Source organism: Pseudarthrobacter arbutini (genome assembly GCF_054510915.1).
The window spans coordinates 16,547-35,061 of record NZ_JBTNDQ010000015.1 but is presented as its reverse complement, the minus strand read 5'-3'; the positions used below and the strand labels follow the sequence as shown (position 1 = coordinate 35,061).

Here is an 18,515-nt window from a genome sequence, read left to right as displayed (position 1 = left end):
CCATGGAGCGTGGGTCTGTGCGAAGGGCGGAGCTGCGGTTGGCGCCGGAGTCGCCTTGGGCGTCCGCCAAGCCGGCAGGTGGGCCGTACCCGACGATGTATTGTCCGCGGCACCGGCGGCGGGTTCGTTGACAGGACGGTCACGGAGACCATTTACGAATGTTCGAGAAGCCGTGAGTTAGCGGCAAGAGCGAGGTCACAGCATGTCCCCAATTCGAATTCCTAATCCGGGCGCAGATGGCAGGGGCATGGCCGAAGTCCACGCCGGGCTGGCGCGTTTGCGCTTCGACATCGATCCCCGCGAGCGCGCTCGCGGGGAGTTGGGGGGGTCGACGAGCGCCGCCATCAGCGAGTTCCAGCGCGAGGCTGGCATCGAGCCGACCGGGGTGCTGAACCAGGACACCGTCGCCCGGCTGAATCAGGAGCTCGAGCGCCGGTTCTTCACCGACAGCCGCACGCGGACGGCGAAGATCCACACCCTCCTCGTCCGCGTCGGCCACCCGGTGGACGGTGAAGAGGTAAAGACGCGGTGGTTCGGTGAGGTGACGCGGGCGGCGTTGGCCGGCTTCCTGCGTGCCGCTGGCCTGCCCGAGGACGCACCCCTGACCGCGGACGTCGTCGACCGCCTGGAGCGGGACGCGCTCACCGCACGACTCGGCACCAAAACGCAGGTCGGCAACGTGCAGCGCACGCTGCTGCGCGCCCTCAGGATCGCCAAACTCCAAGCGCAGATCGACCCGACCGAGCTGAAGGAGAAGCGGCTGGGCGATTCGAGCAAGGCGGCCGTCCAGGCCTTCCAGGATAAGTACGGACTCGCGGCCACCGGGGAGCTCGACCCCCTGACATTGAAGAGGTTGGACACGGTCGCTACGAGCCGGGCGCGGCCGAAGGCCCGCCTCAAGGTGGCCGACGCCCGTGCGCTCGCGCCCGTCACCCGCACACTGCGCCTTAACATGGCGAACAAGCACGTCGCGGAGCTGCAGAAGTCACTCGCGTATCTCGGGTACCGGATCGATGCGAAGGAGTTCAAGGCCACCACGTTCGGTGACAGCACGCGCAAGGCCGTGGTCGCGTTCCAGCAGTTGCACAAGCTCCCGGTGAACGGGCACGTCGAGGCTTCGACGATCAAGGCGCTCAACGATCAGCTCAGCGTCGCTAACCCTGGCGCGATCGAGTCGGCTAACGCGGTGCGCATCCGTGGGTCGGTGCGCGATAGCCTCGCTCGTGGGCGCACCGGTGTGAGAGTGCAGCTGTGGGAGAAGCTCGTGCGGGGCACGGGCGCGCTGCTCGGCGAGCGGCCGACGACCGCCAGTGGGTTCTATGACGTTCCCTACATGCCGCCCCTCGATCCGAACACGAAACAGCCGAAGGTCCCGTACCACCTCGTCATCAAGGTGGTCGACGGCAACGGCGCCGAGCTCGACAGCAAGGTCATCTTCAATCCGACGTCCATCGCCTGGGTGAACTTCATAGAGGGCGCTGAGCCCTACCGTGGCACGTCGGAATTCGAAGAGCGCATGAAGCTCGTCCAGGGCGTTCTTGGCAACCTGACGCTCCTCGATTTGGAGGAGACTGCCGCGTCACAGGAGATTACGCACGTCTCGGTCAACACTGGCCTGAGCATCGACGACGTGATGCGCCTCGTGATCTCTGCGCGCGTCGCGGCCGAGATTAACGTGGCCGGCATCGACACACAGGCGGTGTACGCCTTCGTGCGCCAGAATCTGCCGCCCGCTCTCCCTAGCGACCTCCTCCTGAGCACTCAGGCGTGGACGCTCATCGTCGAGCTGACCGCCCGCGTCGCCAACGGCCTCGTGTTCCTAACGCCCGAGGTGCTGCATGACGCCTTTGAGAACGCGGTGCGGGAGAACTATATCCCGGTGGCCACCGGACAGAGCAAGGCGGTGATCCTCGCCGCTTTAGCCGCGACGCGGGAGACGTTCGCGCTCGAGAAGCCGATCTTTGTCGGCGACGGCAACCTCAAGACGCTGCTCGATAACTCGGCGGTGGAACCGGCCAACTACTCGACCGTCACCAATGCCTTCCTCACGCACAAATCACTGGGGGCCGACTTCTTCGCCGACCTCCGAGCTAACGCGCTGGCCGGGGTGGACGACTTTGAGACAGTCGTGCATCTCGGTGAGATCACGAAGAACTTTGCACCGGCGGCGACCCAGCTCAAGGCGATCATCGACAACAATGCCAACCCCCTCGCCAACAGCGCGCGTGATTTCGCCAAGCTCGGAAAGGACGGCTGGGTCAACCTTCTGACAGCCGGTGCAATCCCGGTCCCACCCAACACCGACGGGGCGGGCGACGCCGAGCGCATCGCGAACTACGCAGCGTTCCTCACTGTCCAGGCCGAGCGGCTCTTCCCCACAGTCGCCTTCGTGGCCGAGGTGGGCCGCGGTGGGCCGGCAGGGCTGAACCACGTGGCCGAGATCCAACAGTTCGTCGACGCCCAGCCCGACTTCGATCTGCGGGCGTCGCACATCGACGCGTACGCGGTGGCTAACAATCTGGCGCTCGACGACGCCATTGCGGGCGAGGTCAAGGTGCTGCAGCGGGTGCACCGCATCACGCCCGATGCCAGCGTCGGGCGCACCCTGATCGACAACGGCATCCACAGCGCCTACCACGTACTCAGGCTGGGCAAAGAGCGGCTCGTCAAGTCGCTGTCGGGCTCCGGCATCGACAGGAGGACAGTCCTGACGGTCTTCGGTATGGCCGAGTTCCAGTACGCGCAGACGCTCAACCGACTAGTTGAGTTCCGGTCTGAACTGGCGCGTGGCGTGCCGGCCGCGATCGTCTCGCACGCCTACACGCCGCAGGAGCTCCAGCAGTTCTCGGGGGGCGTGCCCAATCTTGAGCTGCTGTTCGGGCCGATGGACGTATGTGACTGCGCGCACTGCGAGTCGGTCCTCGGCCCCGCTGCGTACCTCGCCGACGTGTTCCGGTTCCTCCACGAGCAGCCATCGGAGGTTGATGACGATCGCAGGGTCCTTGACGAGCTGTTCGCCCGCCGGCCCGACCTCGGCAACGTGAAGCTCAACTGCGGCAACACCGACGTCCAGCTCCCTTACATCGACCTCGTGAACGAGGTGCTGGAAGCACTGGTCACGCCCGCCGACCCGAACACGTCCCACCAGACGACGCTGACCGCCGCCGAGCTTCGCGCCTTCCCCGAGCACGAGCGGGCAGATGCCTACAACGCCCTCAAGACAGCGGATTTTCCGATCAACAATTCGTTCAACCTTTGGCAGGAGGAGGCGAGGGTCTATCTCGAGCATATGGGAGTCGCGCGGCACGACCTTATGCGCATCTTCCAGTCGGCGGCGCCGGAGCCCACAGAGGCGAGCATCGCGGCAGAGTATTTCGGCATCTCCGTCAAAGAGCACTCCCTGATCACGACCGCGAAGCCGCTTGCAGCCGACCAACAAGCGCTGTGGGGTCTGAATGCCATCCCGGCTGCGATGTCGGTCGCCGACTTCCTCGAACGGGCGAAGCTCACGTACGCAGAGCTGCTCCGCATGATGTACGTGGACTGGATCGACCCACTGGGCGGCGCGAACCGCATCGTGATCAAGCGGCCAGTCGACACCTTCAGCTTGCGGGCGCAGACGCTCGAGAACCTGAGCGAGGCGAAGTTCGATAAGATCTATCGCTTCCTCCGCCTCTGGCGCCGCACGCCGTGGCAAATGTGGGAGCTGGACCTCCTGCTAAAGTGCGCGAATGTGGGCAACGACAACCTCGACGACGCCTCGCTCGTGCAGCTAGCCCATGCCCGCAAGCTGCAGCTGCGCCTCGGCTCGACCATCGACACCGTACTGGCGATGTACGGCGAGCTGCCGACCGAAGACCGTGAGATCCCCGAAAACCCGCTGAAGAAGATCCGCTCCACGTACGGCGACCGCTTCCAAAGCAGGCTGATCACGAATCCGATCGACCCGGCGCTCACCCTCCCCATCGCGGCGAACCTCAACCTGGCCGACCACCGCCCGGCGCTCGTCGCGGCGTTGGCAGTCAGTGACGTCGAGCTGACACCGTTGCTCGCCCGCACCGACGGAGTGCTCAACGTCACCAACCTGTCTAAGCTAATCGGCTACGCCGCGCTGGGGGCGGGGCTCGGGCTGCGCCCCCCGAAGCTGCTCAAGACGCTCGAGCTAACGGGCGTCGCCGATCCTTTCGCATCCCTGACACAGACGCTCACTTTCATCGAGCACGCAGAGGAGATCGAAGCCTCGGGCGTCGCCGTCGATGAACTTGACTTCGTGCTGAACGTGCGGCCGGATTCGCCATACGGCCTGCGAGACGAGGTCGTCGCCCAGCATCTGTTGGCAATCCGAGAAGGCTTGCGCAGCAACCCGAGTGCCGATCAGCGAGGCCAAGTGATCGCGGGCATGGCGTCGTCGCTCGCCCTCACTGACCGCCAGACGGCGGCGCTGCTCGACGGCTTCCAGGCCGGCGGTAACCCGGTCATTGACGGATTCTTCGACCCGCAGTTCACGGACACCGACGCCAACGGTGCGTTCGTAAACGTGATCGTCGCGGCCACGTTCCCCGGGCTGTTTTCCGCGTACCGGCGGCTCCACAAGGCGTCGCTGCTCATCGGCCGTCACCGGCTCGACGACCCCCATGAGCTCGCGTGGTTCCTGGCAAACGCTGGGTCGGTCGGTGCCCTGCAGCTAGGTGACCTCCCGGTCGACAACCCGCCCGGGCATCCGCTCTATGCGGCCTGGCGAACACTGCAGCGGTTCATTCGTTTCCGCGACGACCATCCCGCGCCCCAGGGTGCGTCGCTGACGACCCTGCTCGATGCCGCCAGGAATGCCGCCGCGCCTGTTGCCACGGTGCTGGCGTCGCTGTCGGCATTGACCGGGTGGAACCTTACCGATCTGGAGAAGCTGCACACCGGACTGGGCTTCGTCCACGGGGCACCATCGTCGTACGCCGTGGCCGACACCTACCAGCAGTTGGAGAAGTGCTTTGGCATCATGCACCGCATCGGCGTCGGAGGGGACAACGCCCTGGCCTGGGCCGACCGCGAAACGGACGGCGCCGGAGAGCAGTCCATCATCGCACAGCAGATCCGCCAAGCGGCAAAGGCACACTACTCGGCCGAGGCGTGGCTTACCATTGCCACGCCGATCGTCGACCGCCTCCGCGAGGCTAAACGCGACGCGCTCCTGGCCTGGCTCATCGAGAACTCCTTACGTACTGAGTTGCCCACGACGGTGATCAACGGCACCCAGTGGCCGAACCCGAAGCGGTGGAAGGACGCGGGCGATGTCTTCGCCTGGGTGCTCATCGACGTCGAGATGAGCCCGTGTCAAGGCACGTCGCGCGTAAAACAGGCCATGAGCTCCACCCAGATGTTCGTGCAGCGGTGCTTCCTGAACCTTGAGCAGGCTCTCGTGCAGGTGTCGCGGCAGGCACTGGCGGACACGAACTCGGACAACAACTGGCGGCAGTGGCGCTGGATGAAGAACTACCGGATGTGGGAGGCAAACCGAAAGGTCTTCCTGTACCCGGAGAACTGGATCGAGCCTGAACTCCGCGACGACAAGTCGCCCTTCTTCGAAGAGCTCGAGAGCGAGCTATTCCAAGAGGAGATCACCGACGCGTCCGCCGAGTCCGCCATGCGGCACTACCTCGAGAAGGTGCACGAGGTGTCGCGACTCGAAGTCATGGGCGTCTACTACGAGCTCGATGATGACGGCGCCCAGGACAACGATCTCTTGCCCAACATCAACCGGCTTCACATGATCGCCCGGACGAAAGCCGATCCGGCAGTGCACTACTACCGCCAATACGACCTTAACGACGGCACGTGGACGGCCTGGGAGCGGATCGACGTCGAGATTGGCGGTGACCACGCCATCCCTGTCGTCTACAACCGCACGCTCTACGTCTTCTGGCTGGTCTTCAAGGAGAAGCCGCAGAAGACCAAGAAACAGCCCGCGGCCCAGCCGAGCACCGCCCCAACAGACCTGCCCGACCCGCCCACGCAGCTCGAGATCCAGCTGGCGTGGTCGATGCGCACGGGCGATGGCTGGACGGCGAAGAAGCTATCACGCCAAAAGATCCTGCATCCGTGGCCGCGGCCTCTCCACTCCTACAACCTGCGGCCCCGCTACCGCCCTGCCGAGAACCTTCTCTGGCTCGACCTCTACATCTCGACGTCCGTCGAGTTCAACGACACGCGCTTCACCGACGCGTACACCGGCAAGCTAGAACGGCTGACGGCGACCACATACGACGAGACCGGCCGGCCGTGGCACTCCTCATCATTCGCCTTCGACGGCACAGTGATCGCCACGCGCATGAAAGGACTGGCCGGTCAGTACCACCTCAAAGACTGGACCGGAAACGTCTCCGACAAACATACCGCCACCGACTCCCACACGTGGGTGAGCACGACACTAGGCCTAACGGGCGCCGCAATCGAGCGCGCGCGTGGCGGCCCGGACACGATGCCGCGAACTGTGCTCCCGACCGGAATGCACTTCGAGTACACCCGGCTGCGAAACAACCGCATCGCCAACCCGAGCACGCTCAACGTACTCGAGTCCGGGGGAAACATATCGCTGCTGCGCGGCGCGCGAGGTCCGTTCGACCTCGTATTCTCGCAGCACGGGCTGCAATTCGACGAGGTGGCGCAGTTCCCACCTCCGATGCTCTACCAGGACCCGCAGCGCTCGTTCTTCATCAAACCAAAGTGGCGACCAATGCTTCTCGGTTACAACCAGGTGCTATCGAAGCTGCAGTACGAGTTCTTCCCCTTCCACCACCCCTACACGACGCTGTTCCTGAGGGAGCTCAACCGATCGGGAGTCGACGGCCTATTCAACCGCCGCATCCAATCCGCACCTCACATGTACGCGCCCGGAAACGCGTACGCATTCAACCAATACCTGCCGACCGCCGACACGGCCGCCCACCCGACGGTCGCAGCGGACAGGATCGACTTCGAACTCGGCGGTGCATACAGCGTCTACAACTGGGAGATTTTCTTCCACGCCCCGTTGATGGTGGCGACCAAGCTCACTCAGAACCAACGCTTCGAGGAAGCGATGCGCTGGTTCCACTACATCTTCGATCCAACGAACACCGAGTCAGTCGAAGCGCCCCAACGGTTCTGGGTGACGCGACCATTTTTCGAGAAAAACGCCGAGAGCTACCGCAAGGAACGAATCGAGACCCTCCTGCAGGACATCGGCGCCAACGTCGACCAACTGCGGGCATGGAAGAACAACCCGTTCAAGCCGCATCTCATCGCACGATTCCGGCCGATCGCATACCAGAAGACCGTCGTCATGAAGTACCTCGACAACCTGATCGCATGGGGCGACCAGCTGTTCCGCCGCGACACGATCGAGTCGATCAACGAAGCGACGACGCTCTACATGCTGGCGTGGGAGCTCCTCGGACCGCGACCGGTCACCGTCCCGAACGTCGCCCACGTCGACCAGTCGTACAACGAGCTCATCGCCGCCGGCGCGCTCGACCCGTTCGGCAACAAGAAGGTCGAAGTCCTCATGGAGAACATGGCCGACTCGCCAATACAGGTGGTAGCAAGCAACGAAGGCACCGAGCCGATGCCCGTGCTCGAGGTCTCCTACTTCGGGCTGCCCCAGAATCAAATCCTGCTCAATTACTGGGACACCGTCACAGACCGGCTCAACAAGATCCGCAACTGCATGAACATCAAAGGTATCGTCAGGCAGCTGCCCCTGTTCGAGCCCGCATGGAGTGTGCTCGCGCTCGTGCAGGCGGCTGCGGCTGGCGTCGACCTCGACACGGTCCTCGACGCAGCAGCCGCGCCCGCCAGCCACTACCGCTCACGCGTGATCCTGCAAAAGGCCATGGAGCTAACCGGCGAAGTACGGGCGCTCGGCGAGCGCCTCCTCGCCGTGCTGGAGAAGGCCGATGCGGCCGGGCTGGACCTAGTCCGCGCCTCGAATGAGAGCCAGCTACTCCGCGCGGTTCTCGACGTACGGAAACAGGCGATCACCGAGGCACAGCGTACGCAGACCGCGCTCGAGCGCTCGCAGGAGACTGCTACGGGCAAGGTCGAGTACCTCAGGAGCCGCGACTACATCAACCAGTGGGAAGGCACCGCCCTCGGCTTGAGTGCAACATCCGCTTTGGCCCAGACCGCCATCGCTGCGGGGTACGCCCTGGCTGGCGGATTGGCTCTCATCCCGCGATTCGTAATTGGCGGTGCAGGTTTCGGCGGTTCACCCGTTGCCCAGAGCGACCTCACCGACGGCAGCAAGCTATCCAACGCTGCAGAGCTTGCGGTCACAATCCTCAGCGCGAATGCGACCGCTGCTGACAAGTTGGCCTCGTTGGCCAGCACTATGGGCACATACCAGCGGCGCGCCGAGGAATGGGAGTTCCAGGGCGACCAGGCCGAATTGGAAGTGAGCCAACTCGCAGCGCAGATCGAAGGCGCCAAAGTGCGCGTGGCGATGGCCGAGACCGAAGTCGAGAACCACGAGGAACAGATCGAGCAGGCGCGCGCGATCGAGGACTACCTAAAAACGAAGTACACGAACGCCCAGCTCTACGACTGGATGACGCGTCAGGTGAGCACTGTCTACTTCCAGGGATATCAGCTAGCCTTCGACATGGCGAGGCAGGCCGAGTTGGCCATGAAGTACGAGCTTGGCGACGACACGCTGTCGTTCATCCAATTCGGGTATTGGGACGGACTGAAGAAGGGGCTGCTCGCCGCCGACATGCTCGGCAACGACCTGCGGCGAATGGAAGTGGCCTGGTACGAGCGCCACACCCGCACGTTTGAGATCAGCAAGAATATCTCGCTCGCCCAGATCGACCCGCTCGCACTGCTGGCCTTGAAGACAACGGGCACCTGCTCGGTGACGCTGCCGGAGTGGCTCTACGACCTCGACTATCCCGGTCAGATCCGTCGACGTATCACTTCGGTGTCAATCAGCATCCCGTGCATCGTCGGACCGTACACGAGCGTCAACTGCACACTGTCGCTCACGAACCATGGAGTGCGAGTGAAGGACAGCGTGGCCGGTGGCTACGGCGACCCGCTGGCACCGGCTGATGACCGCTTCGCCAGCAAGCCGGTGCCGGTTACGTCGATCGCGACGAGCCACGCCCAGAATGACAGCGGAATGTTCGAACTGACGTTCAACGACGAGCGGTTCCTGCCCTTCGAAGGCGCTGGCGCCGTCAGCCAATGGGCGATCGATCTGCCGCCGACCCAGAACCAGTTCGATCTCGCGGCCGTGTCTGACGTCGTACTGCACGTGCGATACCGCTCTGAACCTGGCAGCGGACCTCTCGTCGCCCTGGCCAATCAGGAATTGGCGAAAGTGGTGCCGAAAGCGGGCACACGGTTGTTCGTCCTCGACCGCGAGTTCGCCACCGAGTGGCAGCGCTTCCTAACACCCCCAGCTGGCAACGATCAGGAGCTTGTCATCGCCCTCGATCGACGGCACCTCCCGTTCAGAGCCCGCACGGCACCTAACGTCAAGATCACCAGCCTCGACCTCATCGTTGATAGCTCCTTCGGCGACAATTACGACGTGAGCGTGACTTTCGCCGGGCAGGGAGCGGCGATCGACAGTGAGATGACCCGCATCGGCGGCCCCCCAAGCCCCCACCATCTAACTCTTGATCCGGTGGCACCCCCGAGCACCTTCGTCGGGCCACTGTCGATCAAAATGCGGCGAAAGGGAGCCCAAGACTTCCAGTCGTTGCCTACGGACGACCTACACGAGGCTTATCTCGTGCTCGGATTCAGCACGTCGTGACTGCCATGCCCGGCATACACATCGAATTGTTGCTGAACACTGTCGTTGAAACAGTAGTCATGCACTGTGATCCCGACCAGATCCTGCTCTTCGGGTCCTGGGCGAAGGGCACCGCCCACCACAATAGCGACATCGATATCCTCGTGATCGGGCCCTTCACTGCGCCCCGTTGGGCGCGCGCACGTGGGCTCGAAGGCTCCTTGCGCGAGCTTCCTATAGAAGTCGACCTGCACATGCTCACTCCCGCCGAATACGAGACGGGGCGGGCGAAGCCGCATTTCTACCTCAATACACTCGGCGAAACCGCAATGTCAATCTACCGCCGCCCCTTGACTGGCACCATCCACCGGGCGAGAGGCTCTAAGTCGGAGAACCGGGCCAATGCCTGATCCCCTGGAATTAGATTGGGCCTTGACTTCGTTCAGCATGCGAGGTTAGATATGGTCACTCGTAGGTACTTAAGGTTGAAGTATTGCGTGCGGAATTGTCCGAGGCAGGAAAAGCATCAATGTAAAAAGACCAGCGAGACATAGCAAAAGTCCCCCCGGAGCAAACGCAACGGGGGTCTTTTCATTTCCGAGATCAGACGACGTTCGCCGAATGTGCAGCAGCCCACCCGAGACAGCTTGGACCCTGCGCTGGCGAGGATGTGCCGGTGACAACACCCCCAAATCAATTGACGACTGGGGGCGGCAATCATGCCGGGACCGGCAGGCCCAGTACACACCCATATCCTGCAACAGGAACGGGCTACGAAAAAGGGTAACGGGGCTGTGAAGACGTTTCCGGCTGCTTCCTGGCAGCTACAATCCAAAGCTGCCCATCGACCTCCTGATGGCCTCCCTGGGGCCGCACTGGCTCGTAGCCCGTCAGAGTAGCCATTGCCCTGGGCATACGCGAGGGAGTGAAGGAGGGCTTCGACTTGCGGTTTCTCGGCCCCGCGCGTCCTTGGCCCTCGCCCGGACCGCCCTGCTGGGTTGGACCTGCCGCGGACCTGGCCGACACCCGAAGCCTTGCGCCATGCGGGCCGGCGCCGGATCGGAAACCGGCCCAAGAGGCTTGCACCCAGGATGGGCGAACGCCTCGCCGCCGAGATCATCCAAGCCCTGGACCACCGTCACTGTCGGGGGGGCGAACGCGGCCACGATCGTGCTGCCCCGGCTCGCCCGGATGCTTGCCGACATCCGCGAGTCCTGGGACGCCGTCGAAGCCCTCGTGGAGGCCCACCCTCTTCACCCGGTCCTGGCGTCACTCCCGGCGGTCGGCGTTAGGACCGCAGCACGGATCCTCACCGAGATCGACGGCAAAGACTTCGCCTCGGCAGGGCACATGGCCTCCGATGCAGGCCTCCCCCCGTGATGTGGAGATCCGGGACATCCATCCGCGGCGACCACCCATCCCGGAAAGGAAACAAGATCGTCAAAAGAGGCCGTGTTCCTCTCCGCGTTCGCCCCTTTGAAGGATCCTCTGTCGAGGGCCTACTACGACCTAAAACGAACCGAAGGCAAGCGCCACAACAAGGCCCTCATCGCCCTCGCCCCGCCGCCGCTGCGACACCCTCTACGCCATGCTCAGCGACGGAACATTTTACGAACCACGAACACCCTCAACCGCTTGACAAAAACCATAGAGGCACCCCCGCGGGACTGATGGACATCCATCACAAACCCCCACACCCCAACAACCCCAAGGGACAAGACAAAGCCACCAAGGCCAGGCCAGGGGCACGGCGCGAATCCGCGTCGGGCGGCGGCCAGAGGCCGGCCACCGCCAAGGGCCAGTCACCGGAATCCAAGCAGCAACCGTGTTGGCCGGTGTAGACGGATGGCATTCAATCGCGAAATCCCCGTTCCTCTCGTGAGCATCCAGACTCCAGAAGACCGCGACGCGGATCCAGTACAAGCCAGGGTGACCAATAGAGGTTTCCTGCTGGTGGATTTAGGGGCACAATCGTTTCATCGCGTCGCCGCTCGTAATGAGAGGAAGACCGGCTATGGACTCATGGCTCAGTGTCTTAACGGACGCTACCTTGAAGGCGGTGCCAACTTTTGCAGCGGGCTTAATACTTCTCGTTTTGGGGTGGGTGTTTACCTCCCGCGTAACCGCCTTCTGGGATCAACGTAGGAAAAAGCGCGAATTGGGCCTCATCGCGCTCGAGCGGCTCTACGAGCTGTACGGCGAATTTTTCGCCGTCTGGAAATTATGGGAGGAGCTGCTGCCAAGGTTAGGCCCGGTTGGCTCTCTAACCCCAGATGAAGCTAAAGAACGTGCTGAGTTGCTCCGACGAGCGGCAGCAGTAGAAGGCGCCTATGAATCCCTGATGGTGAAACTCATAGTCGAACGACGCCTTGGAACCCAAGATTTGAAAAACCTCGCCTACTTCCGCGAAGGACTACAATGCCTACGCGAATCGATTGAAGCGAACAAGCGGTTGAAGACTCGACACGGGAACGGCGACGAGTGGAGATCTGCATCGCAAACTGATAAGCCTCAACGAGCCCAGGCCTATCTCTCCTTCAAAACGCTGGCAGTGCTGGTGAGCGAGATGGCAACCTATTCAAAGCCAGCAAAACGCGGACGCCGCTGGCTAAGGGGTCACCAAAAGTTTGGACGCGTCAAGGCCGAGGAACTGATGGCCGCCACAACCGCCCAAGCGCGCTATACATGGTGGCATCAAGGCCTGCACCAACCACTGGGCGGCGCCAAGACTAGAGGCAACCGAGGTCTGCGGTTGGCCGCATACGCGTACCTCCACACTCACCCCGTGCCTGCGCTGACGCCGCTGCTTGCCCAGTCCGCAGTGAATGAGGTTAAGCCTTTTGGTCAGTACTGCGTGCTACGTGCGTTACGCCGACAGGTCTCGTTCGATCCGGACTCCTTAGACCTCAACACCAGGCGTCGACTTCAAGAACTCCTCATTATGGTCGGCCCCGGCACCGACCGTGGATACGAACTGAGCCAAATTCTGCGCCTTGTCCCACCTAAAGCTGTCAGTCGTCAGGGTCGTAACCGAGGATTGTGAGGAGCTCCCGCCACGACCGGGCCCCGAGACACGATGGATCAGATATGCCCGGACGCACCTGACCGGGATGTTCCCTGGCATCCCGCAGCAGTCCCGCTACAACAAACGGCTCCGGGCCGCCGGGACGCTGATCTCGGCCACGATCACGGCACTGGCCAAGGACACTCCGTCCTGGCACGACATGCCCCGGCTGGTCGATTCAACACCGCTGCCCTGCGGGATGTCACGGGAAACCGTCAAACGCCGCGATCTCGGGGGGCATGCCGGCTACGGCTACTGCGCGTCGCACTCGCGCTGCTTCTGGGGATTCCGCCTTTACCTGATCAGCACACCTGAAGGAATGCCGGTCATCTGGGGCCTGGCCAACCCAGAAAAAGGACCATCATCTCGTCCGCGCCAGCCAGGTCATCCTGGGCGACAAAGGCTTCGCTGGCAAAGACTTCGAACAGTTCATCACCGAAGACCTCGGCGCCCACCTCATCAGACCCGACCGCAAGGACGAGAAGCCACGCTTCGGCAAACTCGGCGGCATCCGGCAATAGATTGAGTTAGTCTTCGATACCCTCAAAGGCCAGCTCACCCTCGAAGAACACGGCGGCCGAACCCTTGAAGGAGTCAACGCCCGCGTCGCAGCGCGGCTCCTGGCCCTCGCAGCCGGAATCTGGCAAACTGGCGGACCCGCGCGCCCCGCAAGCGCTCCCTGATCGCCTACGACCACTGAATCCAATAGGAACCAATCATCTAGGGTGTCTCGGCGGATCTTGGCAAACAGCCACGGCTGCGGCCCCGCCATCCGCCGCACCCGAACCGCAGGACTCGTCGTCCCCGTGCTGAGCGCATCGAGCACGATCGGAGCATCACCACGAATGCGTCCGGTCAACCGGGCAACCGATCGTGGGCCCGCCGTCATCTCTCTCCACATGCGGGGAGCGTTGCGAGCCAAGCCTCGTAGTTGGCAGCCGCCGTGGGATCCAGCGCGGCCGGAAGGCGGCCGGTTAGGGTCAAGTGGTCGGGAAGCTCTCTCAGCGCGGCGTCGACGATGGCGGCGGCCGACGCGTCGTCGGCGTGCCACTCGAACGCCGGGCGTTGGTCGGTCCGCGCGAGCGCACTCGCGAGCGCCGCCGGGTCGTAGCCGAGCGCTGGGTCGGCGGCGTTGCCGAACTTAGTGTTCGTGTCCGTGGCGAGTTGCGCGAGTGTCGCCGCGGGGGTCCCGCGAAGGCCTTCGTCGGTGGGGCGCCACTTCTCACCGACGAGGACCACCGGCTTCCGCAGCGCCAGCGCGGATCCGAGCTCGGACCGGGTGCCCGTATCGCCCATGAGGACGATCGCCGTGTCGCACATCCATGCCTCGAGGTAGTTGCGGCGGTGGTCGAGTGGACTCTCGATCTGAAACCCACACGGCGGCTTCGGATAGCCTTTCGAATGCCGTTTGCGGGCGATGCCGATCCAGGGTGACGAAACCGAGACTGCGCCGTCGATCGCGCGGTTCTTGACGGTCTGCGGGTCCACGGCGCCCGGTCCCTCCCCGCCTGTGAGGAGGATCTCACCGCGGCGGCCGATCTCGCGGCCGATCTCCTCCGCGAGCGTGAGTATCGCGGGTGGCACCGTGCCGCCGAAGACGGCAACGATGCGCCGGTGACTTGCTTTGGTCATCACGTTTGATTTCCTCCACTCGCTCGAGTACGTCGAAGCGCAAACCGCTCACCTCTGCCTCTTGACAACCGCGCCTACATATCAGCGAGCCACAGCAGCGAGCGGCCATCGAACCACCGCGTGTGCTGGAAGGCGCGCTCGACAATCGTGCCCTCGCGCTGGATCTCCTCTTCGGCCAGGCGCAGATCCCCTCCGCCGAGCAGGATCCCGCGGGGGTCGATCCTGCTCTGCTGCCCGTCCGCGTTGATCCGTAGCACCGCGCGGCGATGGAGCTCGATCACCGGGCTCGCCACCGTGCTTTCCTCCGTCGCGACGGGGACGAAAGGGATCCAGTGGTCGGGCACGGCGGTGAAGGTGCGCGCGGTGTTGCCGTAGCCGGCGTCGGCAACAAAATAGAAGACATAGTCCCGCGTCCCGGCGACGTTTGGCAACGGGTAGTCGAGTAACGCCTCGAATAGACCCTTGCCGTGGATTGCGTCGGCCATCAGCTTAGGGTCGGTTCAAGAATGGGTGGCGCGCCTGATGTCGTGAAGTGGATGCCTAAGGCCGCCTGCGGCAAGCGTGGCGTGCCTCTGGCAGGTGAGCCTCGCGTGTGGCGCGAGGCGCCGCAGATGTGACGCAGCGGGTGTGCCGGCATTTTCGGTGGCCTCCCCATAGGAGAGATGGGCGGTGGACCCTCCCTCCGAGTTTGGCCGGGTGGGACTCTGACGTCAACCCGTCGACGAGACTCATGCATAGTGCTCGCGAAATGGGGTGCGTGCCTCATTTGGGAAGTGCTCGCGAAACGGGTCCGGCCCCGGGTGCTGCTGGGACCATGGTGGATGGGTCAGGGGTTGTCGTTGTCAGCGCGCAGGGAGATCACCAAGCAATCCGCGGCGGAGTATTCAGGGACGGATTCTGGACGATCTGGTCGCTGTCACCGGCTGGTCCCGGGCCAATGCCCGCCGGGCGTTGTCTACGGCGCTGAAACTTAAGCCTCCGGTCCGGAACGCGAAGCGGAAGCCTCGCCCGCGGGCTTATGGATGCGACACGCTGATGGCCTTGATCAGCGTCTGGCGGCTGGCCGGCATGCCCTCGGGCAAGTATCTCGCGGCGGCCATGGACCTGTTGCGACCGAAACTGGAGGCCCTCGGTGAGCTGACTGTTGTGCGGTTCAGCCCGGAAGACCGGGACCAGCAGATGGCAGACTCCGGGGCGACGATAGACAAGCTCCTCCGGTCCACGCGGACGGCGATGGCGCCTAAATGTCTATCTCCCACGAAGGCCGGAAGCGAGCTCCGCTCCGCCATCGCTGTGCGCCGGGCCGGACAGGAACACGAGCAGGTTCCGGGGTTCACGGAGGCGGACCTGGTCGCGCACTACGGCCCTGCTCTGATGGGGGATTCGCCCCGGTGTAGGCCGCAGAGGAATTCCCCGGCCGCACCACCTAGGTTCATCGTGTTGACGGGCCCCTGACTCCGCTCTACGTACGTGCCCAGGCAGAGAGCGATAGCACCGTGAGCGCTGTCGTACTCGCCTATCGCCCCGCCGGCATCACCACGGATGAGGCAATCATCATCGACCCCCCGACGTCGACCACCGGCTGACCGTTGCGCCCCACCAGGGCGACATATGGATTGAATTGCAGCCCGACCGCCGGCCCCTGGACCGCGGCCGGCAGATCGTGCAGACCGTCGGGCTGGAGGTGCACGGCAACGTGATCGCGGTCGACGCGCTGGACGCCGATCTGTTGCAACTAACGAACACGGTCATAAAGCCCGGCACCACGTTCATTGGCGCCAAAGTGACGATCCGTCTCCGCGGGCCTCAGCGGGTGCTGGTCCGAATCGAGACGACCACGGTGGGTGATACATTCCACGCACGATGGGGAGCCGACCTGAAGATGCTGCACGGCGCGCTGTTCGAGGGCACCCTCCGACGAGCAGTTGGGACCTGAAGCTGCACGTGGATGACGAGACCGGGGTCGACAGCTTCGGCGCAGACGAGATCACCGTCGCAGGTCAGGCCGACGCCGCGGCGGCAGCCCAAGTTCTTCGTATTCCAAGTCCTGCACTGGAATGTCGTGCCCTGGTGGGTTGCAAACCCAGCCTTTGCGCCACGGACTTTGGCTGCTGAAGCCGGGCGGCTCCCCTGCTGGCCGAGCTGATGGACTTACCGGAGTCCCGTCCCAAGGCGGTTCCCCTCCTGGGCAACAGGCACAAACGGCTTGGTCCCAGCTGCTGCTCGAGGCCTCTCCTGAGCTCAAGATGCTCCCCGTTATGGCGGCGCCGCGTGTTCGCTCGCCTGTAACAAGACAGATGCAGTCACGGGCAAACCCAACAGAGAACTGCTACAGGAAGCCGTTGCGCGGGCGGCAGCGATGTCCCAAGCAACGCTGTGTGAGGACAGGAGTTCAAGCCCCACCGCGCTCAGGTTAACACCACCCCGCCATTGAATGCTGAGTTAACCCTCGAAAAGCACTCGAGAGCTACCCACACAGAGAAGATTTGCCTAGTGCACGAAAGAACTCGTTGGCGTCATGCCGCGCCGCCGAAAACCGTCCATGAATGACCAGAAGCATCTTCGCTGTTTGTCATTCTGATCCCCCATCATCGCTGGGCGGGACCTCCGCGCAACCAGGGCGCACGGCGCCGGTCGTGATCCAAAGTTTCACTCGGCGCTCCTCCGTCGCTTATTTCCTCGTGAAATTTTGGATGGCTCCCGGTTCCCCAAGTTGCACTCCGGCCCCTCCTACCCAGCGGTGACTCCTCCATCAGAACGACACCAAAATCTGACAGGCACGGCCGGTGCCCGCCAGCCGCTGAAGGAGAGGAATCATGGAAACTTTCATGATCAAAACGCCCGCGGACGTTCTCAGTTTCATCGGACACACCCTGGGGTTTTGGCCCCGCGAAAGCCTCGTCTGCATCACCCTCGTCGAGAATCACGTCGGGGCCACACTGCGCGTTGATCTGCCGAAGCCCGGCGCGGAAAACAGCTACGCACAAACCATCGCCGGATACTTAGCCCATGACTCCAAGGCCGCCAGCGTTGTCTTCGCCCTCTACACATCGTTGCCCGCCACACCCGGGCGTGCCAAGGCCTCACGCCGCAACCATCGCGGCGCTAACAGGGGCCCTGGCCGAACGGGGAATGACCATCCGTGACGGGCTCCTCGTAGGAGACGACTCAGTTTCCCAATACGACGGCGACCCAATGGGCGGACCATCGCTGCCCCTGACGTCGACGCAATCCAGCCAGATCAACGCCGAGTTCGTCTACCGCGGCAGCACCATCGCCCCAACTAACCGCATCACCTTGCCGGCCTCGACCAAAGAAACGCAGACCGCCGACGCCGTCGAAAGTTGTGCGAAATCCATGCAGGGCCTGAACATCCGAGATGCCATTGAGCGGGCGCGGACGCCCAGGACGGAAATGCTGGACGCGAAATCCTTCCCAACCGACGAGCAAGTCATCAGCCTGATCGCGGGCCTACAGTTCCCCACCATTCGGGATCAACTCATGGCGGACATCCCCGGAATCGACGAACCTATGGACCGAGTCCTCCTGGCCCAGACGCACAGCAAGCCACATTGGTCCCGGGTCGAGTGGGCAGAGCAGCTGCTGCTACACGCTTACACACACAGCAGCACCCGACACTCCGCCCCAATCCTGACCGCCATCGCCTTCATAAATTGGTGGGAAGGCAGAGGCAGCAAGGCCCACCAGTTCCTGCAAATCGCCCTCGAGGCCGACCCCGGCTACCACCTGGCAAGGCTCAGCGAGCTCATGATCAGCTCCGGATCAGTTGCCATGTCATGCCGTTCCCCCCGCATCCCTGCATGAACAGGTATCAGGAGCGGAAATTCCGGACCGGCCGCACCCTCGGTCGGCCTAAAGAATAATCAGCAAGTCATGTTGTGAGCGGCCCTAGCCACCATGAAGTGGTGAACGCGAAAACCCAACGGAAGGACGAACAAGAATGAACCCCCAGCAAAGCCCCCACAGCGCGGTACCCGGTCCGCCGTAGTCAGCCGCTCCCCCACACAACCAAATAGGTCTACCCGG

At 63.4% G+C, this 18,515-nt stretch carries 7 protein-coding genes and 3 pseudogenes; 8 read left to right on the top strand and 2 right to left on the bottom strand.

Annotated elements, in window-relative coordinates; all coding sequences use genetic code 11:
• Positions 1 to 247 precede the first annotated feature (247 nt).
• The 5 genes and pseudogenes from ACX80V_RS16785 to ACX80V_RS16765 all read left to right on the top strand — a co-directional run.
• Complete coding sequence (locus ACX80V_RS16785) at positions 248 to 9,793, top strand: Tc toxin subunit A-related protein (RefSeq protein WP_485844089.1); 9,546 nt, start codon at positions 248 to 250, stop codon at positions 9,791 to 9,793.
• A 5-nt stretch (positions 9,794 to 9,798) separates the two neighbouring features.
• Complete coding sequence (locus tag ACX80V_RS16780; RefSeq protein ID WP_485844159.1) at positions 9,799 to 10,182, top strand: nucleotidyltransferase domain-containing protein; 384 nt, start codon at positions 9,799 to 9,801, stop codon at positions 10,180 to 10,182.
• Positions 10,183 to 10,734: 552 nt separating this feature from the next.
• Positions 10,735 to 11,411, top strand: a pseudogene (locus ACX80V_RS16775) (transposase); the annotation flags it as partial.
• Between the two features lie 375 nt (positions 11,412 to 11,786).
• Positions 11,787 to 12,815, top strand: a complete 1,029-nt coding sequence (locus tag ACX80V_RS16770) for a hypothetical protein (protein WP_485844088.1) — start codon at positions 11,787 to 11,789, stop codon at positions 12,813 to 12,815.
• Between the two features lie 25 nt (positions 12,816 to 12,840).
• A pseudogene (locus ACX80V_RS16765) lies at positions 12,841 to 13,536 on the top strand (IS982 family transposase); the annotation flags it as partial.
• 185 nt (positions 13,537 to 13,721) lie between these two features.
• Here ACX80V_RS16765 and ACX80V_RS16760 read toward each other — a convergent pair.
• Positions 13,722 to 14,468 carry an SLOG cluster 4 domain-containing protein gene (locus ACX80V_RS16760; RefSeq protein ID WP_485844158.1) on the bottom strand — a complete coding sequence of 249 codons (747 nt, stop codon included), beginning with the start codon at positions 14,466 to 14,468 and terminating at the stop codon, positions 13,722 to 13,724.
• 74 nt (positions 14,469 to 14,542) lie between these two features.
• Complete coding sequence (locus ACX80V_RS16755; RefSeq protein WP_485844087.1) at positions 14,543 to 14,953, bottom strand: hypothetical protein; 411 nt, start codon at positions 14,951 to 14,953, stop codon at positions 14,543 to 14,545.
• A 550-nt stretch (positions 14,954 to 15,503) separates the two neighbouring features.
• Between ACX80V_RS16755 and ACX80V_RS16750 the strand changes: the two genes are divergently transcribed.
• The 3 genes and pseudogenes from ACX80V_RS16750 (at position 15,504) to ACX80V_RS16740 (ending at position 18,293) form a co-directional block, all read left to right on the top strand.
• Positions 15,504 to 15,923 carry a hypothetical protein gene (locus ACX80V_RS16750; RefSeq protein ID WP_485844086.1) on the top strand — a complete coding sequence of 140 codons (420 nt, stop codon included), beginning with the start codon at positions 15,504 to 15,506 and terminating at the stop codon, positions 15,921 to 15,923.
• 166 nt (positions 15,924 to 16,089) lie between these two features.
• Positions 16,090 to 16,404 (top strand): hypothetical protein, encoded by a 315-nt coding sequence (locus ACX80V_RS16745; protein ID WP_485844085.1) that lies wholly within the window; start codon positions 16,090 to 16,092, stop codon positions 16,402 to 16,404.
• Positions 16,405 to 17,284: 880 nt separating this feature from the next.
• Positions 17,285 to 18,293 (top strand): annotated as a pseudogene (locus ACX80V_RS16740) (DUF4192 domain-containing protein).
• The last annotated feature ends 222 nt before the right edge of the window (positions 18,294 to 18,515 follow it).